This window comes from Microbacterium tumbae, assembly GCF_054780175.1.
Genome location: NZ_BAAGWV010000001.1, coordinates 1,361,790 through 1,388,008, shown reverse-complemented (window position 1 = coordinate 1,388,008; position 26,219 = coordinate 1,361,790). Strand labels below are relative to the sequence as shown.

At 70.5% G+C, this 26,219-nt stretch carries 26 protein-coding genes; 21 read left to right on the top strand and 5 right to left on the bottom strand.

Going from position 1 to position 26,219, the window contains the following annotated elements:
- Positions 1-22: 22 nt before the first annotated feature.
- The 14 genes from ACYVGQ_RS06390 (at position 23) to ACYVGQ_RS06325 (ending at position 14,115) form a co-directional block, all read left to right on the top strand.
- Positions 23-508, top strand: a complete 486-nt coding sequence (locus ACYVGQ_RS06390) for a hypothetical protein (RefSeq protein WP_460783717.1) — start codon at positions 23-25, stop codon at positions 506-508.
- On the top strand, positions 505-1,392 hold the full coding sequence (locus tag ACYVGQ_RS06385) for an FAS1-like dehydratase domain-containing protein (RefSeq protein ID WP_460783716.1): 888 nt from the start codon (positions 505-507) through the stop codon (positions 1,390-1,392). Before ACYVGQ_RS06390 ends, ACYVGQ_RS06385 begins: the two co-directional genes overlap by 4 nt.
- Positions 1,389-1,826 (top strand): MaoC/PaaZ C-terminal domain-containing protein, encoded by a 438-nt coding sequence (locus ACYVGQ_RS06380; RefSeq protein ID WP_460783715.1) that lies wholly within the window; start codon positions 1,389-1,391, stop codon positions 1,824-1,826. The genes ACYVGQ_RS06385 and ACYVGQ_RS06380 overlap by 4 nt, the downstream gene beginning before the upstream one ends.
- Positions 1,819-2,901 (top strand): tartrate dehydrogenase, encoded by a 1,083-nt coding sequence (locus ACYVGQ_RS06375; RefSeq protein ID WP_460783714.1) that lies wholly within the window; start codon positions 1,819-1,821, stop codon positions 2,899-2,901. Before ACYVGQ_RS06380 ends, ACYVGQ_RS06375 begins: the two co-directional genes overlap by 8 nt.
- Before the next feature lie 54 nt (positions 2,902-2,955).
- Positions 2,956-3,738, top strand: coding sequence for an SDR family NAD(P)-dependent oxidoreductase (locus ACYVGQ_RS06370; protein WP_460783713.1), 783 nt, complete (start codon positions 2,956-2,958; stop codon positions 3,736-3,738).
- A 13-nt stretch (positions 3,739-3,751) separates the two neighbouring features.
- On the top strand, positions 3,752-4,678 hold the full coding sequence (locus tag ACYVGQ_RS06365; protein ID WP_460783712.1) for an ABC transporter permease: 927 nt from the start codon (positions 3,752-3,754) through the stop codon (positions 4,676-4,678).
- Entirely contained in the window at positions 4,675-5,892 is a 1,218-nt protein-coding gene (locus tag ACYVGQ_RS06360) for a CaiB/BaiF CoA transferase family protein (protein WP_460783711.1), read from the top strand. Before ACYVGQ_RS06365 ends, ACYVGQ_RS06360 begins: the two co-directional genes overlap by 4 nt.
- Positions 5,889-7,730, top strand: coding sequence for a dipeptide ABC transporter ATP-binding protein (locus ACYVGQ_RS06355; protein WP_460783710.1), 1,842 nt, complete (start codon positions 5,889-5,891; stop codon positions 7,728-7,730). The genes ACYVGQ_RS06360 and ACYVGQ_RS06355 overlap by 4 nt, the downstream gene beginning before the upstream one ends.
- Complete coding sequence (locus ACYVGQ_RS06350; RefSeq protein ID WP_460783709.1) at positions 7,727-8,560, top strand: enoyl-CoA hydratase/isomerase family protein; 834 nt, start codon at positions 7,727-7,729, stop codon at positions 8,558-8,560. The genes ACYVGQ_RS06355 and ACYVGQ_RS06350 overlap by 4 nt, the downstream gene beginning before the upstream one ends.
- A gap of 59 nt (positions 8,561-8,619) precedes the next feature.
- The gene (locus ACYVGQ_RS06345; protein ID WP_460783708.1) at positions 8,620-10,155 is read left to right on the top strand and encodes an ABC transporter substrate-binding protein; all 1,536 of its coding nucleotides are present in this window, start codon (positions 8,620-8,622) and stop codon (positions 10,153-10,155) included.
- 95 nt (positions 10,156-10,250) lie between these two features.
- Complete coding sequence (locus tag ACYVGQ_RS06340) at positions 10,251-11,057, top strand: HpcH/HpaI aldolase family protein (RefSeq protein WP_460783707.1); 807 nt, start codon at positions 10,251-10,253, stop codon at positions 11,055-11,057.
- Between the two features lie 25 nt (positions 11,058-11,082).
- On the top strand, positions 11,083-12,135 hold the full coding sequence (locus ACYVGQ_RS06335) for an ABC transporter permease (RefSeq protein ID WP_460783706.1): 1,053 nt from the start codon (positions 11,083-11,085) through the stop codon (positions 12,133-12,135).
- A gap of 35 nt (positions 12,136-12,170) precedes the next feature.
- Positions 12,171-13,406 carry a CaiB/BaiF CoA transferase family protein gene (locus ACYVGQ_RS06330; protein WP_460783705.1) on the top strand — a complete coding sequence of 412 codons (1,236 nt, stop codon included), beginning with the start codon at positions 12,171-12,173 and terminating at the stop codon, positions 13,404-13,406.
- 31 nt (positions 13,407-13,437) lie between these two features.
- Positions 13,438-14,115, top strand: a complete 678-nt coding sequence (locus ACYVGQ_RS06325) for an aspartate/glutamate racemase family protein (protein ID WP_460783704.1) — start codon at positions 13,438-13,440, stop codon at positions 14,113-14,115.
- Positions 14,116-14,149: 34 nt separating this feature from the next.
- Here the strand turns inward: ACYVGQ_RS06325 and ACYVGQ_RS06320 are convergent, their stop codons facing one another.
- Entirely contained in the window at positions 14,150-14,971 is an 822-nt protein-coding gene (locus ACYVGQ_RS06320) for a hydroxypyruvate isomerase family protein (protein ID WP_460783703.1), read from the bottom strand.
- Between the two features lie 23 nt (positions 14,972-14,994).
- Positions 14,995-16,161, bottom strand: coding sequence for a mandelate racemase/muconate lactonizing enzyme family protein (locus ACYVGQ_RS06315; protein WP_460783702.1), 1,167 nt, complete (start codon positions 16,159-16,161; stop codon positions 14,995-14,997).
- Positions 16,162-16,239: 78 nt separating this feature from the next.
- Here ACYVGQ_RS06315 and ACYVGQ_RS06310 point away from each other — a divergent pair, with 78 nt between their 5' ends.
- From ACYVGQ_RS06310 to ACYVGQ_RS06295, 4 genes are all read left to right on the top strand, one after another.
- On the top strand, positions 16,240-16,920 hold the full coding sequence (locus ACYVGQ_RS06310) for a GntR family transcriptional regulator (protein WP_460783701.1): 681 nt from the start codon (positions 16,240-16,242) through the stop codon (positions 16,918-16,920).
- Positions 16,921-16,968: 48 nt separating this feature from the next.
- A complete protein-coding gene (locus ACYVGQ_RS06305; RefSeq protein ID WP_460783700.1) occupies positions 16,969-17,901 on the top strand; it encodes a 2-hydroxyacid dehydrogenase in 933 nt (310 codons plus the stop codon).
- 83 nt (positions 17,902-17,984) lie between these two features.
- Positions 17,985-19,643 carry a glycoside hydrolase family 13 protein gene (locus tag ACYVGQ_RS06300; RefSeq protein ID WP_460783699.1) on the top strand — a complete coding sequence of 553 codons (1,659 nt, stop codon included), beginning with the start codon at positions 17,985-17,987 and terminating at the stop codon, positions 19,641-19,643.
- Positions 19,644-19,742: 99 nt separating this feature from the next.
- On the top strand, positions 19,743-20,747 hold the full coding sequence (locus ACYVGQ_RS06295) for a LacI family DNA-binding transcriptional regulator (RefSeq protein WP_460783698.1): 1,005 nt from the start codon (positions 19,743-19,745) through the stop codon (positions 20,745-20,747).
- A 36-nt stretch (positions 20,748-20,783) separates the two neighbouring features.
- Here the strand turns inward: ACYVGQ_RS06295 and ACYVGQ_RS06290 are convergent, their stop codons facing one another.
- On the bottom strand, positions 20,784-21,296 hold the full coding sequence (locus tag ACYVGQ_RS06290) for a flavin reductase family protein (RefSeq protein ID WP_460783697.1): 513 nt from the start codon (positions 21,294-21,296) through the stop codon (positions 20,784-20,786).
- Positions 21,297-21,369: 73 nt separating this feature from the next.
- Here ACYVGQ_RS06290 and soxR point away from each other — a divergent pair, with 73 nt between their 5' ends.
- Entirely contained in the window at positions 21,370-21,831 is a 462-nt protein-coding gene (gene soxR / locus ACYVGQ_RS06285) for a redox-sensitive transcriptional activator SoxR (RefSeq protein ID WP_460783696.1), read from the top strand.
- Between the two features lie 4 nt (positions 21,832-21,835).
- Here the strand turns inward: soxR and ACYVGQ_RS06280 are convergent, their stop codons facing one another.
- Together ACYVGQ_RS06280 and ACYVGQ_RS06275 are read right to left on the bottom strand one after the other, a co-directional pair.
- A complete protein-coding gene (locus ACYVGQ_RS06280; protein ID WP_460783695.1) occupies positions 21,836-23,329 on the bottom strand; it encodes a SulP family inorganic anion transporter in 1,494 nt (497 codons plus the stop codon).
- Positions 23,330-23,384: 55 nt separating this feature from the next.
- Positions 23,385-24,059 carry an arsenate reductase/protein-tyrosine-phosphatase family protein gene (locus ACYVGQ_RS06275; RefSeq protein ID WP_460783694.1) on the bottom strand — a complete coding sequence of 225 codons (675 nt, stop codon included), beginning with the start codon at positions 24,057-24,059 and terminating at the stop codon, positions 23,385-23,387.
- A gap of 47 nt (positions 24,060-24,106) precedes the next feature.
- Between ACYVGQ_RS06275 and ACYVGQ_RS06270 the strand changes: the two genes are divergently transcribed.
- Both ACYVGQ_RS06270 and ACYVGQ_RS06265 read left to right on the top strand, forming a co-directional pair.
- The gene (locus ACYVGQ_RS06270; protein WP_460783693.1) at positions 24,107-24,793 is read left to right on the top strand and encodes an aquaporin; all 687 of its coding nucleotides are present in this window, start codon (positions 24,107-24,109) and stop codon (positions 24,791-24,793) included.
- Positions 24,790-26,175, top strand: a complete 1,386-nt coding sequence (locus ACYVGQ_RS06265) for an FAD-dependent oxidoreductase (protein WP_460783692.1) — start codon at positions 24,790-24,792, stop codon at positions 26,173-26,175. The genes ACYVGQ_RS06270 and ACYVGQ_RS06265 overlap by 4 nt, the downstream gene beginning before the upstream one ends.
- The last annotated feature ends 44 nt before the right edge of the window (positions 26,176-26,219 follow it).

Genomic DNA, 26,219 nt, shown 5'->3' with positions numbered 1-26,219 from the left:
AGGCTTCGGAATCGATTTCCAGATGGAGTTCGATCACTGCGAGCAGCCGGGGCATCCGATGACCGCGGACTGGACGCCCGCGACCGCACCCGACCTCGCCGGCCTGGTGGGTCGCATCGGACGCGTCCAGCGGATCGAGCTCACCTCCGAGCGGCAGACCGCGCTGCGGCGCTCGGCCGGAGAGGACGCGCAGGACGCGATCCCCTCGCTGGCGGACTTCTGCCCCGATCCGCTGGTCTTCGCCCTCGAGTCCGGCCTCCCCCGCGCCGAGCAGCGGGGGCGCGCCATCGACGGCGGCAGCGACTGGGAGCAGCTCGCACCGCTCGCGCCGGGGGCCCTCGCCGCGGTCTCGCGCATCACGGAGATCGTCGAGCGCATCAGCTCGGCCGGCCGGCGCATGACCCGCACCTGCTATCGGACGGACTTCCACGATGCCCGCGGCGCGCACGTCGGCGTCGCCCGCGGCTACAGCCTCGACATCGAGCCCGCGGAAGGAGCGGCCTCGTGACCCTCGCCGTCGGCGACCGCCTCCCCGAATACGGCCCCGTCGTCGTCTCGTCCGAGGACAGCGTGCGCTGGGCCGCGGCGAGCGGCGACTTCACCCCGTTCCACTTCGATCCGCAGGCCGCCGCGGACAAGGGCTTCGCCGGCCCCGTCGTGCACGGGCCCTGGAAGGCCGCGGTCCTCCGCGGGCTCGTGCGGCGCTGGATGGACGGCGGCGTGCTGCGCTCCTTCTCGGTCCGCTATCTGCGGGCCGACCTGCTCGGCGAGCCGATCGCCTTCGGCGGCTCCGTCGCCGCGATCGAGCGCACCGACGACGGTGCGCTGCAGGCGCGCCTCGACCTCTGGGTCACGCGTTCCGACGGGTCGGTCTCCGTCGCGGGCGAATGCGTCGCCACGGTGCCGGAGCGACTCGACGAGCTGCCCCTGGAGCGTCTGCGCGAAGCCGTGCGCCTGGGCAGGGTCGCCGGCGTCTTCACCTACGAGGTGACCGCGGCGAGCATCGCGCGATTCCTCGAGGCGGTCACCGGAGAGAAGGTCGACCCCGCGAGCGCGAGCATCGCGCCGGCGACCTACTACGCCGCCCTCGACCCGGTCGAACGGCGCGACATCGACCTGGACGCCTTCCTTCAGGACCTGCCGTTCCCCAAGACCGGCGGGGGCAACGCGTTCAACGAGATCACGTACGTGCGTCCCATCCGTGCGGGCGACGTCGTCACCGTCACCACCCGGTACACCGAGGTGTACGAGAAGAGCGGCAGCCGCGGAACCCTGCTGTTCCGCGTGCGGGAGAACGAGCTGACCGATGTCGACGGCGCCCCCATCGGCACGAGCCGCTGCGGCCACGTGCTCTCCTTCGATATCGATTCCCGAGAGAGGGCCTCCGCATGATCGTCGTCGCGGACGGACGGCCCGTCGAACCCGGTGCGGAGCTGCCCGCCGAGGTCCGGTTCACGACGACCAGACAGCTGGTGCAGTACGCCGGCGCAGCCGACGATCCCTCGGGGATCCACTACGACAGCGACTACGCCCGTCTCCGGGGCTTCCCGAACGTCATCGTCCACGGATTCCTGAAAGCCGCCTTCCTCTCCGATCTCGCCACCCGATGGGCCGGGCCGGGGAGCTGGTTCGTCACCTACAACGCCCGCTACCAGGGAGTCGACCTCGTCGGCGCCCCGATCACCTGCCGCGGCCGCGTCGTGGACGTCGACGCCGGACGGCGCCGCGTCTCGCTCGAGCTGTGGACCGAGAACGCCGAGGGCCGGCGGACCACGACCGCCACCGGCACGCTGCAACTCACGGAAGAGGACACCGAGAATGACTGACCAGACGACAGAGCGCACCTTCCGGATCGCGACGCTCCCGGGCGACGGGATCGGCAACGAGGTCGTGCCCGCGGCGATCGACGTCATGGACGTGCTCGGCGAGCTGAACGGCATCCGCTTCGACTGGAGGATCCAGGAGTGGGGCTGCGAGTACTTCCTGCGCACCGGCCGGATGATGCCCGAGGACGCCCTCGAGCAGATGGCGGACGACGACGCGATCTTCCTCGGCGCCGTCGGCGCACCGGGAGTCCCCGATCACGAGTCGCTGTGGGGGATGCTCATCCCGATCAGGCGCGAGTTCGACCAGTACGTCAACCTCCGCCCGGCGCGCCTGCTCGCCGGGGTCCGGACCCCGCTCGCCGGCGTCGCTCCCGGCGCGATGGACATGGCCGTCATCCGCGAGAACGTCGAGGGCGAGTACTCGCGCATCGGCGGCCGGCTCTACGCCGGGACGCCGCACGAGGTCGTCGTGCAGGAGGCGATCTTCACCCGGCGCGGCGTCGAGCGCGTCATGAACTACGCCTTCGAGCTCGCCGCCCGTCGCCGCGGCGATGTGACCTCGGCGACGAAGAGCAACGGGATCGTCTACACGATGCCGTTCTGGGACGAGATCTTCGCGGAGCGCGCGGCCGCCCATCCGGATGCCACCACGCAGCAGTATCACATCGACGCCCTCGTGGCGATGTTCGTGCTCGACCCCGCGCGCTTCGACGTCGTCGTCGCCTCGAACCTCTTCGGAGACATCCTCACCGACCTCGGCGCCGCCGTCGCCGGCAGCATCGGCATCGCTCCCTCGGCCAACATCAACCCGGAGCGCGAGCATCCGTCGATGTTCGAGCCCGTGCACGGATCGGCCCCCGACATCGCAGGACAGGGCATCGCGAACCCCGTCGGCCAGATCTGGTCCGGCGCGATGATGCTCGACCACCTCGGCGAGGCCGCCGCATCGGCCCAGCTCATGCGCGCCGTCGAGGACACCCTCGCCGGCGGCGTGAAGACCCGCGATCTGGGCGGCGAGGCGAACACCGCCGAGGTCGCCTCGGCCATCATCGACCGGCTGCGCGCCGACGCCTGACGGCACGCAGCCGCACGACATCGAATCTCAGCACACGACGAAGGAGTCGGACACATGGAGTTCAACGGCGAAGCGATCCTCATCACCGGAGGTTCCGGGGGCATGGGCATCGCGATGGCACGGCGCCTGTCGAGATCGGGCGCGCGCGTGGCGCTCTGCGATCTCTTCCCGGAGCCGATCGATCGCGCGGTCGCCGAGCTCGCCGAGGAGGGCGTCGAGGTCATCGGCCTCGTCGCCGACACCACGGACGAGGAGTCGATGACGTCCGCCGTGGGCGCCGTGGTGGAACGCTACGGCTCGCTCGACGGCCTGATCACCGCCGCAGGGATCCGCCAGACGGCCGCGGGCTTCCGCGACCTCGACATCGCCGTCTTCGAGAAGATCTACGACGTCAACGTCAAGGGCACGTTCATCGCGCTGCGCGCCGCCGCCCCCGAGCTGATCAAGAGCAAGGGCGCGGCGGTGACCGTCGCCTCCGTGACCGCGGACGGCGCGCGCATGAACCAGATCGCGTACTGCTCGAGCAAGGCGGCGGTCCTCAACCTGACCAAGCAGGTCGCCCTCGAGCTGGCCGGCGACGGCGTGCGCGTCAACGCGCTCTGCCCCGGGGTCACGATGACTCCCATGATCGAGCAGGCCATGCGCACGGACGGACCGAACCTCCTCGCCGAGAAGGTCGGCGGCTCTCTCGAGGCCTTCCGCCCCGGCATCCCGCTCGGACGCCTCGCCGAGGCCGACGAGCAGGCCGCCGCCGCCGAGTTCCTGCTCTCCGCGAGAGCATCCTTCATCACCGGAACCGCCGTCTACGTCGACGGCGGCGTCTCCATGCTCGTCTGAGGAGGGGAACGACATGAAGATCATCAAGACCATCGGCCGCTTCATGTGGCGCGAGAAGATGGTGACGCTCAGCGTCGTCGTCCTCCTCGCGGTGACCGTGAGCGCGCTGTTCGTGCACTGGGTCGCACCCTTCGACCCGTATCTGCAGGACATCGCGATGCGCAACCAGCCCCCGGGGTCCGTCGACCCGAACGGCGGGTATCACCTGCTCGGCACCGACCCGCTCGGACGCGACGTGCTCTCCCGCCTGATGCTGGGCTCGCAGATCTCGATGTCCGTCGGCGTCGCATCCGTGATCGTGTCCGGCGTCCTCGGCACCGTCATCGGCATCCTCGCCGGGTACTATCGCGGCTGGTTCGACGACATCATGATGCGGCTCGTCGATCTGCAGATGAGCATCCCCTCGCTGCTGATCGCGCTGCTCGTGCTCTACATCCTGGGACCGAGCTTCCTGAACATCGTCCTCGTGCTGGCCATCACCCGCTGGATGGTCTACGCCCGAGTCGCCAGGGGCCTCACGCTGTCGCTGCGGGACGAGCTGTTCGTCGAGGCGTCCCGCTCGCTGGGCGCATCGAACCTCCGCATCCTCGCCAAGCATCTGCTGCCGAACCTGCTCGCCCCGATCCTCGTCCTCGCAACCCTCGAGCTCGCGGTCATGCTGCTCACCGAGGCGTCGCTGAGCTTCCTCGGCCTGGGCATCCAGCCGCCGGAGTCCTCCTGGGGCCTGATGCTCGCGGAAGGTCGCGAGTACCTGACGATCGCACCGTGGCTCGTCGCCGTCCCCGGTCTCGCGATCCTCCTCACCACGCTCAGCGTGAACATCATCGCGACCTGGTTCCGCGGACGCTCCGTGTCCGGATCCGGGCATCGCAGCGTCGCGGAGAAGCGCGATGCCGCAGGGCCAGGGGTGCCGAGGACGGGCACGGTGCGCACATCATGACAGGGCCGCTGCAGGGGATCGTCGTGCTCGACTTCACCGAGCGGGTCCAAGGACCCTATGCGACGCAGATGCTGGGAGACCTCGGCGCCGACGTCATCAAGGTCGAGCGCCACGAGGCGCTGACGCCGGACGGCCGTTCGGACGAGCGCTACGCGGGGGCGGACGGCGAGCGGCCGACCTCCCTGTACCGGGCGACGTTCCTGGCGAACAACCGCAACAAGCGATCGATCACGCTCGATCTCAAGTCGTCCAGGGGACGCGAGGTCGCCCAGGCGCTCGTCGCCAAGGCCGACGTCGTCTACGAGAACTTCCGGCCGGGCACGATGTCCAGACTCGGACTCGGCTACGACGACTGCGCGCGCATCAACCCCGGCATCGTCTACCTCTCCGCCAGCGGCTACGGCGACGAGGGCCCCTACGTCGCCAAGCCGGGCCAGGACGTGCTCGTCCAGGCGCTCTCCGGGATGGGCCGCGTGAACGAGTCGGCGGACGGCAGGCCGACGCCCGTCGGCATGTCGATCACCGACGTCCTCGGAGGGCTCAACGGCGCAGCAGCCGTGCTCGCCGCGCTCGTGCACCGCGACCGCACCGGCGAGGGACAGCACGTGAGCGTGGACCTGCTCGGCTCGGCGCTCGCGGCGATGAGCGAGCACATCGTCCACTTCGCCAACAACCGACCGGGGGAGCCGGTCAGGGCCACGCCGATGCACGGGCACGGCTACATCCCGCCGCCGTACGGCTTCTACGCGACGAGCGACGGATACATCGCCCTGTCGAGCGGCCGTCAGATCAGCGAGATCTGCGAGCTCATCGGGCTGCCCGACCTCACCGAGGACCCCCGGTTCGACAGCTTCGAGAAGCGCAACGAGAACAGGGCGGAGATGGAGCGCCTGCTCGAGTCGGCGCTCTCCGCGGGCACCACGCAGCACTGGCTGGGGATCCTCGAGCCCGCCGACATCTTCGTCGCCAGGGTCAACTCCCTGGGCGAGGCCCTCGCCGACCCTCAGGTCGTCGCGACGGAGCGGCTCCAGACCGTCGAAGGACCGGACGGCCCCCTCACCCTGGTGTCCTCGCCGCTGCGCTTCTCCCGATCCGCGCCCTCGCCCGCGAGCGCCCCTCCGGAGCACGGCCAGCACACGGCGGAGATCCTCGCCGAGCTCGGCCTCCCCGCCGACCATCTCTCCACACACTCGCCCGAAGGAGCTCTCACGTGAACGGATTGAAGAGCCGTCTGGACCGTCGCGGAACCGTCACCGCGACGCAGCCGACATCGACGTCGGACGCCGCGCGATCGCCGCTCCTGCAGGTGAAGGACCTCGCGATCTCGTTCGACACGCCCCACGGCCTGGTCAGCGCCGTCGACGGCATCAGCTTCGACGTCTCGGAGCGCGAGCGCGTCGGCATCGTCGGCGAGTCCGGATCGGGCAAGTCCGTGACCGCGCAGGCGATGCTCGGCCTCCTGCAGGGCGCGGACATCGACGGGGACATCGTCTTCGACGGCCGCGACATCCTCACGATGCCCAAGGCCGAGCTGAGGGCGCTGCGCGGCAGTGAGCTCTCCTATGTGTTCCAGGACCCGCTCGCGGCCCTCGACCCCGTCCGGACGATCGGCGATCAGGTCATGCAGCCCCTGCGGCTCCGCGGGGTCGGCCGCAGAGCCGCCAGAGCGCGCGCTCTCGACATGCTCGGCCGCGTCGGCATCCCCGACCCCGCCCGGCGCATGGACGAGTACCCGCATCAGTTCTCCGGGGGGATGCGGCAGCGCGCGATGATCGCGATGGCCCTCATCGGCGAGCCCCGCCTCGTCGTCGCGGACGAGCCGACGACCGCCCTGGACGTGCGCGTGCAGGCGAAGATCATCGACCTCCTCTACACGCTCACCGACGAGCAGGGCGTCGCCGTCGTGTTCATCACGCACGACCTCGGCATCCTCGCCGGGTTCACCGAGCGCGTCATCGTGATGCGCAAGGGCAAGATCGTGGAATCGGCGCCGACGGACGACATCTACTACCGCTCCTCGCACCCGTACACGCTCGGACTGCTGCGCTCCATCCCCCGGATCACGGGCCCGATCCCGCGGCGGCTCCTGACGATGGAGGATGCTCAGACCGACGCCGGGCAGGAGGTCCGGATCGAGGCCGAGGAGCGCACCGAGCCGTCGACGACCACCGTGACCGCGGCGATACGCCAGGCCGCCGGGACGGGCGGGGGCGCCCTGCTCGAGGTCGAGGGCCTGACGAAGGACTTCGGCTGGGGAGCCCGGGCGCACCGAGCCCTCGACGATGTGAGCTTCACCGTCGGGCAGGGGGAGACGATCGGCATCGTCGGCGAGTCCGGATCGGGGAAGTCCACGACGGCACGGTGCATCCTGCGGCTCATCGAGCCCACGGGCGGATCCGTGCGGCTCGCGGGCGAGGACGTGCTGTCGTTCCGCGGCTCACGGCTCAAGGAGTTCCGCAAGACCGCGCAGCTGGTGTTCCAGGATCCCTACTCATCGCTGGATCCCCGCATGCCCGTGGAGGAGCTGATCGCGGAAGGCATCCACATCCACCGGCCGCACGAGAAGCCGTCGGTCGTGCGGGACGAGGTCGTGGAGCTGCTCGAGCTCGTCGGCCTCGGCGCCGAGCATCTGCCGCGGCGGTCCTCGGCCTTCTCCGGCGGTCAGCGGCAGCGCATCGGCATCGCCCGCGCGCTCGCCGTCCGGCCGCAGATCCTCGTCTGCGACGAGCCCGTCGCGTCGCTCGACGTCTCGATCCAGGCGCAGATCCTCAACCTGTTCGCCGACGTGAAGGAGCGCCTCGGCCTGACCGTGCTGTTCATCGCGCACGATCTGGCCACCGTCCGGCACCTCTGCGAGCGCGTCGTCGTGATGCAGTCCGGCCAGGTGCGCGAGATCGGCACGCGCGAGCAGATCTACACCGACCCGCAGGATCCGTACACGCAGGCGCTCATGGCCGCCGTGCCGGAGCCGGACCCGATCGAGGAGCGCAAGAAGCTCGCGGCCCGCCGCGCTGCCGCCGCGCAGCCCGCGACGGAGGGTGCGTCACGATGACGTCGGCGCCGGTCTCGGTCTCCGTGGAGGAGCGCGTCGCGACGATCACGCTGCGCAGGCCGCAGGTCCTCAACGCCCTCGACTCGCATACGCACCGTGCGATCGGCGCGGCCATCGACGACCTCGAGCGCGACGACCGCGTGGGGGCCATCCTCTTCGCGGCCGAGGGCAGGGCGTTCTGCTCGGGATCCGACCTGCGCGAGATCGGACAGCTCGCCGGGCGCGCGGAGCAGGAGTACGTCGAGCTGGACTTCCGGACGAAGAACCGGATCGCCGCCTGCACGAAGCCCGTCGTCGCCGCCATCCAGGGCTTCTGCGTCGGGGGCGGCATGGAGCTCGCGCTCGCGTGCGACATCCGCATCGCCGCGGACGACGCGATCTTCGCGATGCCCGAGGTCACCCTCGGCAGCCTGCCGGGCTCCGGCGGCCTGCAGCGCCTCCCCCAGGTGGTCGGCGTCGGCGTCGCGAAGGAGTGGATCCTCACGGGACGCCGCGTCCCCGCCGAGGAGGCGCGGCTGCGCGGCCTCGTCACGGAGGTCGTCCCTCGGGCGGAGCTGCAGGATGCGGCGCTCCGGATCGCCCGCGACCTCGCCGCGAAGAGCGCCCTGGCGATGCGCCTCGCGAAGGTGGCCCTGACGCCGGATCCGCTCGCAGACCGCGGGCTCGTCGCCGCGTTCCAGATGCTCGCCGGCGACGCGACCCACTCCCAGCCCTCGTACTCGCGTGCGACCAGGAGGTACTCCGGGGACGGCGCGGAGAGGTCGATCGAGACCCAGGAAGACGTGACCGGTCACCCGGCCGGATCGCACCAAGAGAAAAGAGCAAGGTGATGAAACGAATAACGGCAACGAAGCCACGTTCCGGATTCCGTCGCGCGCGGATCGGGGCCATGGCAGCGCTCGTGGCGGCGTCGATGATCCTCAGCGCCTGCAGCGGCTCGCCCGACGGAGGCGGAGGAGGAGGCGACGACGACACGTCCGTCACCATCAGCCTCGCCGAGGAGCCGCGCACTCTGGCGAGCTGGAACGCCTACTCCAACGACGGGCACCCGATCCTGCGGAACATCGGCGAGGCGCTGCTGAACCGGGATCCGGAGACCTCGGAGCTGGTGCCGGAGCTCGCCACCGCGTGGGAGCAGGTGGACGACACCAACTGGGCGTTCACCCTGCGCGAGGGCGTGACCTTCCACGACGGGACCGATTTCAACGCTCAGGCCGCGGCCGATGCGCTGAACTACGTGCTCGACAAGGACAACGCCTTCGCGATGCGCACGTTCCTCGGCCCGGACGTCACGTTCACGGCGACGGACGAGTTCACCCTGAACGCCGAGACCGCGCTGCCGGATCCGATCCTGCCCACCCGGCTGTACTTCGTGACGATCCCGTCTCCGACGCAGATCCAGGACGACCCGGAGGCCTACGAGACGAACCCGATCGGCACCGGTCCGTACAAGTTCGTCTCCTGGACCCGCGGGCAGAGCATCGAGCTCGAGGCGAACCCGGACTGGTGGGGTCTGACCGAAACGGCCGACGCGCACGGCGAGCAGCAGATCCAGAAGGCGACCTACGTCTTCCGCCCCGAGACCGCGGTCCGTGCGGCCATGGTCGGACAGGGCGAGGCGGATCTGGCCAACCGCATCACGGCCGAGCAGTGCGACGAGGCGCCGAAGTGCGAGTCGACGCCGACGGTCGAGATGGTCGTGCTGCGCCTGGACACCCCCAGTCCGCTGCTCGGCGATCTCCGCATCCGGCAGGCCGTCTCGATGGCGTTCGACAAGGACATCGTCATGAACGACCTGGGCGGCGGCGGTGACACCTTCGGCCAGATCGTCGGCCCTGCCGCCGTCGGGTACGCCGACCTGCCTCCGTACCCGTACGACCCGGAGAAGGCCAAGGAGCTGGTCGCCGAGGCGGCCGCCGACGGCGTCGACGTGACGGCTCCGCTGCAGGTGAACGCTCGCGAGGGCTACATCCTCCGTGCCGACGAGCAGATCCAGTACATCGCGGACCAGCTCAAGGCGATCGGCCTCACCGGCGCGACCTCGGGCATGTACGAGACCGCGGCCTTCGAGGAGCAGTGGACGATGGGGTACGACAACATCCCCGCCGACCGCGGCCTGCTGGGCCTGCAGCAGCACGGCAACGAGCTGATGGACTTCGCCCAGAGCGTCGCCGGCTACTACTCCTGCGACGGTGCGACGAGCGCGTACTGCGACCCGGAGCTCGAGGAGATGTACGCCGCGGCGCTCCCCCTCTCCGGCGACGAGCGCGACGCGGCCTTCCAGGAGATCGCGAAGTACGTGTACGACCAGGTGCCCGTGGTGCCGATCGGCGCCCCGAGCTTCAACTTCGGGCTCGCGGACCGGCTCGACTGGACGCCTCGCATGGACGGCTTCATCCTCCTCAAGGAGATGACCATCGGCTGATCCCGTCGGGGGCGCCCCGCCCGGCGGGGCGCCCCCGACACCCCCGTCTCCCCCATCCGCATGACACCTCTCGACATATCCGAAGGATCTCTCCCATGACTTTCACCAACCCGCTCATCGACGCCTGGAAGAACGGCCGAAAGGTCATCGGCGGATGGCACACCCTTCCCGACTCCCTCGCCGCCGAGGTGGCCGCGCGCCAGGCGCTCGACTACGTCTGCGTCGACCAGCAGCACGGCCTCATCGACGACTCGACCGCGTTCCCGATGCTGCAGGGCATCACGGCCGGCGGCGGGATCGGCATCGTGCGCGCCCGCTGGAACGAGCCGGCCGCGATCATGTCGGCGCTCGACGGCGGCGCGCTGGGCGTCATCATCCCGATGATCGAGACTCCGGAGGACGCCGCGGCCGCCGTCGAGGCCTGCCGCTTCCCGCCGTACGGACAGCGCTCCTACGGCCCGATCCGCGCCCGCGACATCATCGGCAGCACGGATCCCCGTGAGATCGAGAAGGTCGCCTGCATCATCATGATCGAGACCGCCGAGGCCATCGCCCGTCTGGACGAGATCGTCTCGGTGCCGGGCATCGACGCCGTCTACATCGGCCCCAGCGACCTCGCCCTCGCCCTCGGCGAGAAGCCGGGCACGACCTCGCCCGTGCTGCAGGAGGCGATCGACAAGATCCTTGCCGCCGCGCACGCCCACGACGTCGCCGTCGGCATCCACACCGCTGCGGGCGACGTGGCCCGCGGCTACCTCGACCGGGGACTCGACTTCGCGACCATCTACTCGGACGCCGGCCTGCTGGCCTGGGCCGTCCAGCAGCAGATCGCGGCCGTCGGCGACCTGGCCGGCTCCGATTCCGCCGGCGCCTCCGGCGGGAACGCGCCCTCCGTCTACTGAACGCTGAAAGAACCAAGGAGCTGCCATGTTGGCCAGATACCTCGCCAAGAGGCTCTTGCACGCCGTCCTGGTGCTGCTGGCGGTGCTCGTCGTCGTCTGGATCGTCGTCAACCAGCTCGGCGATCCCGCGCGCCTGATCCTGCCCCCCTCCGCGAGCCAGCAGCTCTACGAGGACACCAGGGAGGCGATGGGCCTGAACCGGCCGATCCTCGAGCAGTTCTGGGATTCGCTGTCGGGGTGGATCGTCGGGGACTTCGGGAACTCCACCTGGCAGAAGGTCCCGGCCCTGGGCCTCGTCCTCGGCCGGCTGCCCGCGACCCTGTACCTCACGGTGGTCACCCTGGTCATCGCCGTCGTGCTGGCCCTCGCGCTCGGCATCCTCTCCGCCATGCGCCCCGGGAGCTTCCTCGACCGCGTTCTGACCACGATCTCGCTCGCCGGCGTCTCGATCGCGGACTTCTGGCTCGCGCTCATGCTGATCCTCATCTTCGGCATCCAGCTGGACTGGCTGCCGACCTCGGGATTCGGCGGTCTGCAGTTCGTCATCCTGCCCGCGCTCGCCCTCGCGTTCCGTCCTCTGGGGCGCCTCGCGCAGGTGGCGCGGTCGACGCTGGTCGAGGAGATGCAGAAGCCCTACGTCGTCACGCTCCGCGCGCAGGGCATGTCCGAGGGGAGGATCGTCCGCAGGCATGCACTGAAGAACAGCCTCATCCCGATCATCACCGTCGGCGGGGACGAGCTGGCCTCGTTCCTCAACGGCGCGGTCGTCATCGAGACGATCTTCGCGTGGCCGGGGGTCGGAGGCCTCTTCATCCAGGCCATCGAACGGCGCGACCTGCCCCTCGTCCTCGCCTGCGTGTTCGTGATCGCCACGATGGTCATCATCGTGAACCTCGTCATCGACCTCTCCTACGCGTGGATCGACCCGCGCGCCGTGCTCGCCGGCGGCGGCTCGCGACGGCGGCGGCGGAAGCTGCGGATGGAGGCGCTCGCGCTCCCCGGCGGGGAGAAGGGCGCCCTCGCGGCGGCCACCGAGACGAGGACGATCCCCACCGTCGCCGAGCCCTCCCGCAAATGACGCACCCGAAACCCCATACAGAAAGAAGCAGCTCCATGACCACGCCCACAGGTCCCCTCGCCGGCATCCGGATCCTCGACTTCACCGAGCGCATGCAGGGTCCATACGCGACGCAGATGCTGTCCGACATGGGCGCCGACGTCATCAAGGTGGAGCGTCGCGTCTCGCTCACCCCGGACGGAAGGCCGGACGACCGCTACGGCGAGCGGAACCTGTACGGCAGGGACCACGAGGACTCGAAGTCGTACTCGGCGGGGTTCCTCGCGTCGAACCGCAACAAGCGCAGCATCACCGTCGATCTGAAGTCGCCGGAGGGGCTCGCGGTCATCGAACGCCTGATCCCCCAGGTCGACGTCGTGTACGAGAACTTCCGCCCCGGCGTCATGGAGCGCCTCGGCGTCGGATACGCGCGGTGCCAGGAGCTCAACCCCTCCGTGGTGTACGCCTCCGCGACGGGGTACGGGCCGGACGGCCCGTACGTGCGGCGGCCCGGCCAGGACGTCCTCGTCGAGGCTCTCACGGGCTGGGGACGGATCAACGGGGATGCGACGGGTCGCCCCGTGCCGGTCGGCACCGCCATCGCGGACACGCTGGGCGCGATGAACGGCGCCTTCGCGGTCGCCAGCGCGCTGTACCACCGTGCGCGCACCGGCGAGGGGCAGCACGTCGAGGTCTGCCTCTTCGACAGCGCCCTCGCGGCGCTGGCCGAGTGGGGCCTGCACAACATGAACACGGACATCGGCGAGCCGCGCCGCGCCGCGCCGTCGCACGCGAGCCCGTACACGCCGCCGCCCTACGGCTTCTACCGGACCAAGGACGGCTACATCGCGCTGTCGAGCGGACGGCAGATCCCCCAGCTGTCCCGCATCCTCGAGATCGACGATCTCAGCGAGGATCCGCGCTTCAGCACGTTCTGGGCGCGCGTCGAGCACAGCGCCCTGTTCACGCAGATCATCGAGGAGGCGCTGCAGCGCAGGACCACGGCCGAGTGGCTGGAGCTGATGGAGCCGGAGGACATGTTCGCCGCTCCCGTGAACACCTTCGAGGAGGCGTTCCGCGACCCGCAGGCGCTGCACAACGAGATGATCGTCGAGCTGCCGACCCCCGTCGGCCCGCTGAAGTTCTTCGGCGTGCCCTACAAGCTCGACAAGACCCCCGCGAGCGTCAGGACGGCGCCGCCCACGCACGGCCAGCACACCGACGAGGTGCTGCTCGAGTCCGGCTTCACCGCGGCCGAGATCGCCGAGCTGCGCGCCGCCGAGGCGATCTGACCACCACGGGAACCCCAGGAAAGGACCGACCATGACAAAAATCGCGATGCTGCACACGAGCTTCGTCTTCCTCAACGTCGACACGCAGATCCAGGATCTCGTCGCCGATCTGCTCCCCGGCGACGAGCTGATCCACTTCGTCGACTCCGAAGTGCTCGCGGATGTGGTGAAGGACGGCGGCGTGAACGAGTCCAGCACCGAGCGGATGGTGCACCTCGCACAGGCCGCGGAACGGGCAGGAGCCGATGTCATCTTCTCGGCGTGCTCCTCGCTCGGCCCGGCGATCGACGTCGCGAAGGAGCGCGTGCACGTGCCGATCATCAAGGTCGACGACGCGATGACGCGCGACGCGGCGGCGGAGGGCGGGCGGATCGGCGTCCTCGCGACCGTCCCGACGACTCTCGGCCCGACGGCCGACCTCATCCGCTCCCACGGCGGCGACAAGCCGGTCGAGGTGGTCGAGAAGCTCGCGGCCGGGGCCTTCGACGTGCTGATGGGCGGCGACCGCGAGAAGCACGACGCCATGGTCAAGGCCGCGGCGGCCGAGCTCATCGAGGACGGCGTGGACCGCATCGTGCTCGCGCAGGCCTCGATGGCACGGCTCGCGGACGAGCTGGCCGAGGCGACAGGAGTGCCGGTGCTCGCGAGCCCGCGACGGGGCGTGGAGAACCTCGCGGACGTCGTCCACCGCACCGAGGCAGCGCACTGAGGTCCGCCCGCTTCCCGCGCATCCGCGGTTCGCGTCAGCCGAGGCGCGCGAGCTGCGGGTGCGCGGCCGTCCACTCGAGGGTCTGCCCGAGCGGACGCGTCGGCCGGTACTCGCAGGACACGAAGCCCTCGTAGCCGCACGCGACGAGGTCGTCGAGCACCTGGCCGAAGTCCACGTCCCCGGTTCCCGGCTCTCCGCGACCCGGCGCGTCGGCGAACTGCACGTGCGCGATGCGCGGGCCGTGCTCGGCGAGGACCTCGTGCAGGTCGTCGCCGTTGTTCGACAGATGGAAGGTGTCGAAGAGCAGTCCTGCGCGACCGTATCCCGCCTCGGCGACGACCGCGTCCAGCACACCGGCGCCGTCGGCGGCGGTGCGCAGCGGGAATCCGGGCACGCCGCTCAGCGGCTCGATGAGCACCGTGCCGCCCACGGCATCCAGCGCCTGCACGGCGAAGACGAGATTGCGCAGTGCGGTCCGCTCCTGCTCCGGCTCGCCGCTCACGTCGACGGGAGCGCCGTAGAGGGCGTTGAACCGCGTGCATCCCGTGCGCTCCGCGATGCCGACGACGGTCTCGACGTTCGCACGGAACTCGTCCTCCCGTCCCGGATGCGAGGCGATGCCCCTGTCGCCGGCGGCCATGTCCCCCGCGAAGAGGTTCAGCCCGACGAGGCGGACGTCCGCGGCGTCCAGCGCGGCGACCATGGCGTCCACCTCGCCCGCGGGCGGCACGGCGTCGGGAAAGGGCCACCACAGCTCGACGGCGCGGAAGCCCAGGTCGGCGGCCGCCCTGAACCTCTCGTGCAGGGGCCGGTCCGGCAGGAGGATCGACAGGTTGGCGCACAGCTCGTAGGTCATGTCCCGGCTCCTCGTCGCTCCGTTCAGGCGTGCAGCTCGCGCAGGAGGCGGAAGAACGCGGCCTTCCCCTCCAGGCCGATCCCCGGGCGGTCCCCCGGCGCGATCCGGCCGCCGCGGACGACGGCATCGTCGGCGAAGCCGCCAGCGGGCTGGAACTCCCCGGGGTAGGACTCGTTGCCGCCGAGCTTCAGGGCCGCCGCGATGTGCAGCGAGAACTGATGCCCGCCGTGCGGGACGCAGCGCCGCGACGACCATCCGTGCCCGTCGAGCTCGCCCAGCACGCGGCGGTACTCGGTCAGGCCGTAGGCCAGCGTCGGATCGACCTGGATCCAGTCCCGATCGGGCCTCATCCCCCCGTAGCGCAGGAGGTTGCGCGCATCGTGCACGGAGAACAGGTTCTCCCCGGTCGCGATCGGCGCCGGGTAGTGCTCCGCCAGCGCCGCGTTCAGCGCATAGTCGAGCGGATCGCCGACCTCCTCGTACCAGAACAGACCGTACTGCCGGATCGCGTTGCCGTACTCGAGCGCGGTCTCGAGGTCGAACCTGCCGTTCACGTCGACCGCCAGCCGCGAGCCGTCGCCGCCGAGCACGTCGATGACCGCCTCGATCCGCGTGATGTCCTCGGCGAGGTCCGCCCCGCCGATCTTCATCTTGACGACCTCGTACCCGGCGTCGAGGAAGCGGCGCATCTCGTCCTGCAGATCGCGGATGCTCTTGCCCGGCGCGTAGTAGCCGCCGGCGGCGTAGACGAAGACGTCGTCGTCCGGCGCGCCGTCGCCGTAGCGGTCCGAGATCCATCGGTACAGCGGGACGCCGGCGATCTTCGCCGCGAGGTCGTGGAGCGCCATGTCGATGACCCCCACCGCGACGGAGCGCTCGCCGTGCCCGCCCGGCTTCTCGTTCGTCATCATGATGTCCCACGCCCTCTCCGGCGAGAGCTGCCCGTCGTCGGAGAGGAGGGCGTCCGGATCGGCGCCGAGCAGTCGCGGGAGGAACCGCTCGCGGATGAGCGGCGTCGCGTTGTACCGCCCGTTCGAGTTGAAGCCGTAGCCGACGACGGGACGCCCGTCGACGATCACGTCGCTCACGAGCGCGAGGATCGAGCAGTCCATCCCCGTGAAGTCGATGAACGCGTTGCGGATGGACGAGCTGATGGGAATGGTGCCGGCGTGCGCCGAGACGATCTTCACGGGACTCCTTCGATGCATCTTATAAGATGTAAGAGAGGGTATCGTGGGAGGAAGCCGACGACAAGACCCGGGAGAGCGATGTCCACACCAGCCGTGTTCTCGAGCAAGGCAGCCGTGGCCTACGCGGCGCTGCGCGGACGCATCCTCGACGGCCAGCTGGCGCCGGGCTCGCGGCTCGCGCAGGACGAGCTCGCCGCCGGCCTCGGGATGAGCATCACCCCGCTGCGCGAGGCCATCCGCCAGCTCGCGAGCGAGGGGCTCGTCGCGGTCGTCGCCCATCGCGACGTCCGCGTCTCCACGGCCAGCGCGAGCGAGGCGTCCGACCTCCTCGAGACACGGCTCGCCCTCGAGCCGTCCGCCACGCGCCTCGCCGCCGCACGCCGGGACGACGAGGATCTCGCCCGCATGGCCGAAGCGGCCGGCCGGCTCGTCCCCGTGACGAGGGAGGGCGGCGAGCACGCCGTGGCCGCGCACCGCGACTTCCATCGCGCCGTCTACCTCGCCAGCCGCAACGACGTGATGATCCGGATGCTGGACGACCTCTGGGACAAGTCGGACCGGTACCGGCGGCTGGGTCTCGCCCTGCCGGGCGGCGACGAGCCGCGCATCGACGACCTGCAGGAGCACCATGAGCTGCTCGCGCTGGTGCGGGCCGGCGACGAGGACGGCGCGGAGGGCCTCGCGCGACGCCACGTCGCCCACAGCCTGTCGGCGAGCGTTCCGGAGGCGCTCGCGCACGACGATCCCCAGACCCGCTGACCCCTCCTCGTGTACGTCCGGCGCCGCCACGGACGATAGGGTCGAACCGTGAAACTCGTCGTCACCGTTCCCTCCGAGAGACTCGTCACCGATATCGCCCCGCTCCCCGAGGGGGTGGAAGTCCACTTCTGGGACCTGACGACTCCGGCGCCCGCGGAGCGGATCGACGTCGTCGTCGCTCCGTACATCGGAGAGCCCGAGGCCCTCCGGGCGCTCGACGGCGTGTCGATCGGACTCGTGCAGGGACAGTCGATCGGCTACGACGGGATGGCGGAGCGCCTGCCCGCCGGCATCCGCTTCGCGAACGCCTCGAGCGTGCACGAGACGTCCACGTCCGAGCTCGCCGTGGCGCTGACCCTCGCGGCGCAGCGGCAGCTCCCCCGCTTCGTGCTGGCCCAGGAGAAGGCCGAGTGGTCACCGGTCTTCGCGGAGAGCCTCGCGGACCGGCGCGTCCTCCTCGTCGGGTTCGGCGGCGTCGGAACCGCCATCGCCCGGCGCCTCGCCCCGTTCGAGGTGGAGCTCTCCGCCGTCGCCCGCACCGCGCGGACCGAGACCGTCGACGGCGTCGGCGAGATCGCCGTGCACGGCATCGACGAGCTGCCCGACCTGCTCCCGGATGCCGAGATCGTCGTGCTGAGCCTGCCCGGCGGAGCCGAGACCCACCACCTCTTCGACGCGGAGATGCTCTCCCGCGCGGCGGACGGCGCACTGCTGGTCAACGTCGGACGGGGATCGCTCATCGATTCGGACGCCCTGCTCGCGGAGCTGCAGGCCGGCCGGCTGCGCGCCGCGTTCGACGTGCTCGAACAGGAGCCGCTGCCTGCGGAGCATCCGCTCTGGAGCGCGCCGGGCATCCTGATCGCCCCGCATGTCGGCGGAGCGTCGACGGCGATGAACCCGCGCATCGCACGGCTGATCCGCACCCAGATCGAGCGCCTCCTCGCCGGGGAGTCCCCGATCAACGTGGTGCTCAACACCTGATCCCGCGGGCCGCATCAGCGGCCCCGGATGCCGCGGATCGGCGGCGCTCGCGGAACTGTAAGCGCTTGCAGTAGGCTCATCGCATGACCCAGCTTGAACAGTCCGCCGCCCCCGGTGCCGAGTGGTGGCGCAGCGCCGTGATCTATCAGATCTACCCGCGATCCTTCGCGGACGCCTCCGGAGACGGCATCGGCGATCTTCCCGGCATCACCGGCCGGCTGGACTCCCTGCGGGAGCTCGGCGTCGACGCGATCTGGCTGAGCCCGTTCATGACCTCGCCGCAGAAGGATGCCGGCTACGACGTCGCGGACTACCGCGACGTCGATCCGCTGTTCGGCACGCTGGCGGACTTCGACGAGATGCTCGCACAGGCGCACGCCCGAGGCATCCGCGTCATCGTCGACCTCGTCCCCAACCACTCCTCCGACCAGCACGTCTGGTTCCAGGAGGCCCTGAAGGCGGGGCCGGGCAGCCCGGAGCGCGCCCGCTACGTCTTCCGCGACGGCAGGGGCGAGAACGGAGAGCTGCCGCCCAACAACTGGGAGAGCGTCTTCGGCGGCGGCATGTGGGAGCGCGTCGTCGAGGCCGACGGCACGCCGGGTCAGTGGTACCTGCACATCTTCGACGTCTCCCAGCCGGACTTCGACTGGACCAACGAGGACGTGCGGGAGGAGTTCCGCTCGATCCTGCGCTTCTGGCTCGACCGCGGCGTCGACGGCTTCCGCGTCGACGTGGCGCACGGCATGGTCAAGGAGGCGGGCCTGCCCGACTACGCCCCCGTCGCGGATGCGGACTCCATGGGCGGCGGCGAGGAGAACGTCCCCTACTGGGGCCAGGACGGCGTCCACGACATCTACCGCGACTGGCACCGCGTGCTGGCCGAGTACGACGGCGACCGCGCCCTGTGCGGCGAGGCCTGGCTCCCGACCCTGGCGAAGACGGCGCTGTGGGTGCGTCCGGACGAGATGCACCAGACGTTCAACTTCCCCTATCTGATGACCCCGTGGGATGCCGAGGCGCTCGGCGCGGTCATCAGGGAGTCGCTCGACCAGTTCGGCAGGGTCGGAGCGCCCAGCACCTGGGTGCTCTCCAATCACGATGTCGTCCGGCACGCATCTCGCCTGGCCCTCACCGCCGACAACCCGCAGGGCGAGGGCATCGGCCCGCTCTCCGAGGGCAAGCCGGACACGGCGGTGGGACTGGCCCGCGGACGCGCGGCCACCACGGTCATGCTCTCGCTGCCCGGATCGTCGTATCTGTACCAGGGCGAGGAGCTCGGCCTTCCCGAGGCGATCGAGATCCCGGACGAGTTCCGCCAGGACCCGACCTGGTTCCGCACGGATCACGAGCGCTACGGCCGCGACGGATGCCGTGTGCCGCTGCCCTGGGAGGCCGGCGCCCCGGCGTTCGGGTTCAACACCACCGGAGCATCCTGGCTTCCGCAGCCGGCGGAGTGGGCGTCCTACGCCCGTGACGCGGAGGAGGCCGACCCCGCATCGACGCTCGCGCTGTACAAGCGGCTGCTGAGGCTGCGCCGCGAGCGCTCGCTCGGAACCGGCTCGCTCGTCTGGGAGGACCTCGGCCCGGATGCCGTGGCGTTCCGCCGCGGTGACCTCCACGTCGCGGTGAACCTCGGCGCGGAGCCGATCGAGCTGCCGGCCGGCGCCGCCTTCGTCGTGCAGAGCCAGCCGTTCTCCGGCTCCGCCCTGCCGGTCGACACCGCGGTCTGGTACACACTCTGACCTCCGCGAGTCTGCGACACCACGCCGAGACGACGGCGATACGTCTACTACTGGGCGTGGTGTCGCAGACTCGGAGCCCCGAGAAGGAAGTCGCGCACGATGACGAGCATCGATGAGGTCGCACAGCTGGCCGGCGTCTCCACGGCCACCGTCTCCCGCGCCCTGAGCGGTCGCGGGCATGTCTCCGCCGCCGCGCGCGAGCGCGTGCTCGCCGCCGCCGCGCAGCTCGGCTACGTGGTCTCCTCGCGCGCCTCCTCGCTCGCCTCCGGCCGCACGCGCAACATCGGCGTCGTCGTGCCGTTCCTGGACCGCTGGTTCTTCAGCACCGTGCTGTCCGGGGTCTCCAGCGCCCTCATGCGCGCCGGCTACGACATCACCCTGTACAACATCACCTCCGATCGCGACGTCCGCCGCGAGGTGTTCGCCACCGCGCTGCGTCGTCAGCGCGTGGACGCGATCATCGCCGTGTCGATCGAGCTCGACGAGGTCGAGACCGGCCAGCTGCTCGCGCTCGGCCTTCCCGTGATCGCGATCGGCGGCCCGAACCCGCGTCTGGACACCCTCACGGTCGACGACGTCGCCGTCGCGAAGCTCGCCACCGAGCATCTGCTCGGGCTCGGCCACCGCGACATCGCGCACATCGGCGCAAATCCAGAGTTCGACCTGGACTTCCACATCCCGACCCAGCGCAGGCAGGGCTTCGAGAGGGCGCTGGCGGATGCCGGCATCACCCCGCGCCCCGGATTCCTCGAGCCGGCGGACTTCACGGTCGAGGGCGGATATCGCGCGGCGAAGCAGCTGCTCGGACGCCCCGGCCCCCGGCCGAGCGCCGTGTTCGCCGCATCCGACGAGATGGCGATCGGAGCGATCCTCGCCGCCAGGGATCTGGGGTTCGGGGTCCCTGACGACCTCTCCATCGTCGGCATCGACGGGCACGAGCTCGGCGAGTTCTTCCGGCTCACGACCGTCGACCAGTTCCCGATCGGCCAGGGCGAGCGGGCCGCGGCCGCCGTGCTCGCGAAGCTCGAGGAGACGACGCCGCCCGCCGTCCACGGCGAACTGCCCTACGAGCTCATCGTGCGCGGCACGACGGCCCGGCACTGACGCGCCGGCTCGGACGACCGCGCGAAGGCGGGATGCTCAGGCAGCGGGCAGCGTGTGGAACCGTCGATCGTGATAGACGACGGGACGTCCCGGCTGCCCCATGATCACCTCCAGCACCTCGGCGATGACGACCGTCGAGGATCCGACCGAGACGGTGTGCAGAGGACGGCAGCGCAGCGCCGCCCTCGCCGACGCCAGATACGGCTCGCCGGTCGCGAGCCTGCTCCAGCCCTGATCGGCGGTGAAGCGCTCGGCACCGGACACGGCGAAGTTCTGCGCGAGATCGGCGTGCTCGGAGTCGACGAGGTGCACGAGGAACGTCGCAGCACCCAGGATCGCCCCCGCGCTTCCGGTGGCGCGCGTGACGGAGAACATGATCGCCGCGGGGTCGACGGCGACCGAGGAGACGCTGGACGCCGTGAGGCCCACCGGCCCCGCATCCGTGGCGGCCGTGATGATGGCGACGCCGGCCGGGTGCGTGCGGAAGGCGGCCTTCAGCCCCTCGCCCACGTCGGTCGGGGCGGGTGAGGACGGCGTCTCAGAGGGCATCGGCTTCCTTCGTTCGCTTCAGCGATACGCTAAGACCTCAAGCATACTTGAGGTCAAATCGAGGAGGTTCCGGATGCCCGCGGCATCCGAGCGCGCCCCGGACGAGCTGCTGACGGTCGGCGAGATGAGTCGCCGCACCGGCGTCGCCGTCTCCGCGCTGCACTTCTACGAACGGCTCGGGCTCATCGCCTCCAGCCGGACATCGGGCAATCAGCGCCGATACGCCCGCCATATGCTGCGCCGGGTGTCGCTCATCACGGTCGCGAAGCGCCTCGGCATCCCGCTCGCCGACGTCCAGGAGGCCTTCGCCGAGGTCCCGCTCACGCGCACCCCGAGCCACGCCGAATGGCAGCGCGCGTCGCGGAGGTGGAAGCAGGATCTCGAGCGAAGACGCGAGGGCATCGAACGCCTCGAACGCGAGCTGACCGGATGCATCGGCTGCGGATGCCTGTCGATGAAGGCCTGCGGGCTGCTCAATCCGGACGACTCGCTCGGGGATTCGGGCGCGGGTCCTCGCCGTCTCGACGCGACCTGACCCCTCATGCCGGGGGGAAGCCGCCCGTCAGCCGGCCATGGAACCGTCCGCTCGCCTCGTTCAGTCCGACCAGCCTCACGCGTATGCCCCGGGCGGCATACTTGGTCTCGATCGCGTCGAGCGCGGCCACCGTCGAGGCGTCCCAGACATGCGATCGGGAGAGGTCGATGATCACGCACTCCGGATCCTCGGAGTAGGCGAACTGGGTGGTGAGGTCGTTGCTGGAGGCGAAGAACAGCTCCCCGTCCACGACGTAGCGAGCGGTGTCGGCATCCGCCGTGCGCGTCACCGTGACGACGTGGGCGACCCGACGGACGAACAGCACGGACGCCACGAGGACGCCTCCCACCACGCCGATCGCCAGGTTGTGGGTGAGCAGCACGAGCACGACGGTGGCCACCATGACGAAGGTCTCGCTCCTGGGCATCCGCCTGAGCGTCGACGGACGGACGCTGTGCCAGTCGAAGGCGCCGATCGCGACCATGATCATGACAGCCACGAGCGCCGCCATCGGGATCGTCGCGACGAAGTCCCCGAAGACGACGACGAGGAGGAACAGGAAGACGCCGGCGCAGAACGTCGACAGGCGGGTGCGCGCGCCCGATTCCTTGACGTTGATCATGGTCTGACCGATCACGGCGCATCCGCCCATCGCGCCGAAGAGCCCCGACAGGATGTTGGCGGCGCCCTGCGCCCAGAATTCACGTGTCTTGCTCGAGCGCGTGTCGGTGATCTCATCGACGAGCTTCGCGGTGAGGGGGGACTCCATGAGCCCGACGACGGCGACGCCGAGCGCGAACGGCGCGATGATCGCGAAGGTCTCCCACGTCCAGGGGATGTCCGGCAGGAACAGCGAAGGCAGGCTGCGCGGGAGCTCGCCCTGGTCGCCGACCGTGGGCACGTTCAGCGCGAGACCCAGCACGACGGCGGTCACGATGATCACCGACACCAAAGGCGCCGGCACCACCTTCGTGAGACGCGGCACGACGAGCATGACGAGAACGCCGAGGACGACCAGGGGGTAGACGAGCCAGGGCACGTCGATGAGCTGCGGGAGCTGGGAGCCGAGCACGAAGATGGCGAGCGCGTTGACGAAGCCGGTCATGACGCTGCGGGGGATGAAGCGCATGAGCCGGGCCACGCCCAGCACCCCGAGGAGCACCTGGAAGACGCCGGCGAGGATGATCGTGGCGATGAGGTAGTCCAGGCCGTACGCCGGCGCGATCGGGGCGACGACCAGGGCGACGGCGCCCGTGGCCGCCGTGACCATCGCCGGACGCCCGCCGAGGAAGGCGATCGATACGGCCATGATGAACGAGGAGAACAGCCCGACCTTCGGATCCACGCCGGCGATGACCGAGAAAGCGATGGCCTCGGGGATCAGCGCGAGTCCGACGACGAGGCCGGCGAGGATCTCCCTCGTCAGCATCCGTGGGCTCTTCAGTGCGTCGAGGACGGTCGGATGGGCGCGATATCGGATGCGGTCGACGGACGTCATGTCTCTCCAGGGGTGAGCGCCCGAGCGGGCAGATCAACCCTAGACGCCGAGGACGTCACCCTGCCGCGATGAGCTTCGGCGCCAAGCCCCGGATACGGGAGACGATATCGGCGAACGCGGCGTCGAAGGCGGCGTCGGATCCGTCCCGCACGGGATCGGGCACCGACCAGTGCACGCCCCGGTCGCCTCCGAGCTCCTCATGGGCGGCGTCGCAGACGGTCACGAGGAAGTCGTCCGCGTCGAGCACGTCCTCCAGGGCGCGCGGCGCGGGATCGTGAAGAGCGAGTCCGTGCCGGTCGGCGGCGGCGAGCGCGCCGGCATCGATCTGCGCCGCCGGATGCGTGCCCGCGGAGGCGACGGGCACGTCACTGCTGTCGCGCCAGAGGGCGGCGGCGAGCGGGGAGCGGGCGGAGTTGCCCGTGCAGACGAACAGCACCCGCCGCACCGCGAGCGTCCGCGATGGGATGAGGCCGTCGAGCGCCCCGGGCACGACGCGCAGGTAGGTGCGGCGCCGATCGGCCTCCGAAGGACCGCGCACGATCAGCCCCGCCTGCTGGAGCTGGTTCAGGTGGTGCGCGAGCAGGTTGGACGAGACGCCCAGGCCGCGCTGCAGCTCGACGGGTGCGATGTCGCCCAGCGCGAGCAGGTCCAGGATCTGCAGCCGAACCGGATCGGCGAGCGCCGCATGCCGTGCGACCCGATCCGCCAGAGTCGTTTCCTCAATGTTCATTGACTCAAGTTTGACTGAGCGATGGGAAGTCGTCAAGATGGGCAGCGATGAACACCGAGACCGTGCCGCTGTGGCGGCGTGCTGCCGCCGAGCTGCTGGGCGTCGCCCTGCTGGTGGCGATCGTGGTCGGCTCCGGCATCGCCGCGCAGCGCCTCTCCCCCGACGATGCCGGGCTGCAGCTCCTGGAGAACTCGCTGGCGACCGCGCTCGGGCTGACGGTGCTGATCCTGATCCTCCAACCGGTGAGCGGGGCGCATCTCAACCCGGTCGTCACTCTCGCCGGCCGTGCGCTCGGCGCACGGCCGGCCGGCGCGGACATCGGCGTCTACATCGTCGTGCAGCTCCTCGGCGGCATCGGCGGCGCCGTTCTCGCCCACCTGATGTTCGACGCCCCGACCGCCCTGTCCACGATCGATCGTGCCGCACCGGCCCCGCTGCTCGGCGAGGTCGTCGCCACCGCAGGGCTGATCCTCGTGGTCTTCGCGCTCGTCCGCACCGGCCGCGCCGCGATCGTCGGCCCCGCCGTCGGCGCGTACATCGGGGCCGCGTACTGGTTCACCTCCTCGACCTCCTTCGCCAACCCCGCGGTCACGATCGGACGGATCTTCACCGACGCCTCCGCAGGCATCGCCCCGGCCTCCGCGGGCTGGTTCCTCGCCGCCCAGATCGTCGGCGCGGTCGTCAGCGTCGGTCTCGTGCTCCTGCTCTTCCCGGATCGAAAGGCTCGTCCATGACCCATCTGATCGCGATCGGCGGCTCCGACGCCGGCATCTCCGCGGCCCTGCGCGCCCGGGAGCTCGATCCGGCCACCGACGTGACCGTCGTCGTGGCGGACGAGTACCCCAACTTCTCCATCTGCGGCATCCCGTACTACTTCACCGGCGAGGTGCAGCCCTGGCAGTCGCTCGCGCACCGCACCGCCGCCGACCTCGAGGCGACCGGGATGCGGCTGCGGCTCAACACCTTCGCCACGAGCATCGACGTCTCGGACCGGCGGCTCACGGTACGGACCCCGGACGGCTCGACCGAGGACATCGCCTACGACGAGCTGATCGTCGGCACCGGAGCACTCCCCTCGCACGCAGGCATCGCCGGGCTCGAGTCCCTGACCTCGGCGGACGGCGTGCATGTCATCCACTCCATGGGAGACACCTTCGCACTCGACCAGCACCTCACGAGCCGGCAGCCGCAGTCGGCGATCATCGTCGGCGCAGGGTACGTCGGGCTGGAGATGGCCGAAGCGCTCATCGCCCGCGGCATGACCGTCACCCAGCTCCAGCGCGGCCCCGAGGTGCTCTCCACCCTCGACCCCGAGCTCGGCGCCCTCGTCCGTGACGAGCTCACGGCCCACGGCGTCGAGGTCGTCACGGGCACGACGGTCACCGGCATCGAGAGGACTCCCGCCGGGCTCGCCGTCACCGGCATCCGCGACGACCAGCCCTTCTCGCGGACCGCGGACCTCGTCCTCGTCGTCGTGGGCGTTCGCCCCAACACCGAGCTCCTCGAGCACGCCGGGGCCTCACTCGGCGCGGGCCGCGCGATCGTTGTCGACGAGCACATGCGCACCGGGCTCCCGCATGTCTGGGCCGCCGGCGACGGCGTCATCACCCATCACCGCCTGCTCGGCCAGACCTATCTGCCGCTGGGCACCACGAGCCACAAGCAGGGTCGCATCGCCGGAGAGAACGCCGTCGGCGGGAGCCGCTCCTTCGCCGGCTCCGTCGGCACCCAGGTCGTCAAGGTCTTCGACCTCGTCGCCGCACGCACCGGCCTCCGCGACCGGGAGGCGATCGCCGCCGGGATCTCACCCGTCACCGTCGCCTCGTCCGCCGACGACCACAAGCGCTACTACCCGGGCGCGCATCCCATCCGCTTCCGGATCACCGGCGACGCGAACGACGGCCTCCTCCTCGGCGCGCAGCTCGTCGGGCGGCGGGGCACCGAGATCGCCAAGCGCGTCGACACCTACGCCACCGCCCTCCATGCCGGACTCGCGATCGACCAGCTCAGCGACCTCGACCTCTCCTACACCCCGCCCCTCGGCTCTCCCTGGGACGCGGTCCAGATCGCCGCCCAGGCGTGGGATGCCGCCGCGCGTCTCCGCGCCCGCGCATAACGCGCGTCGGAAAACCCAGATCCACCGCTCGCCACCCGGCGTGT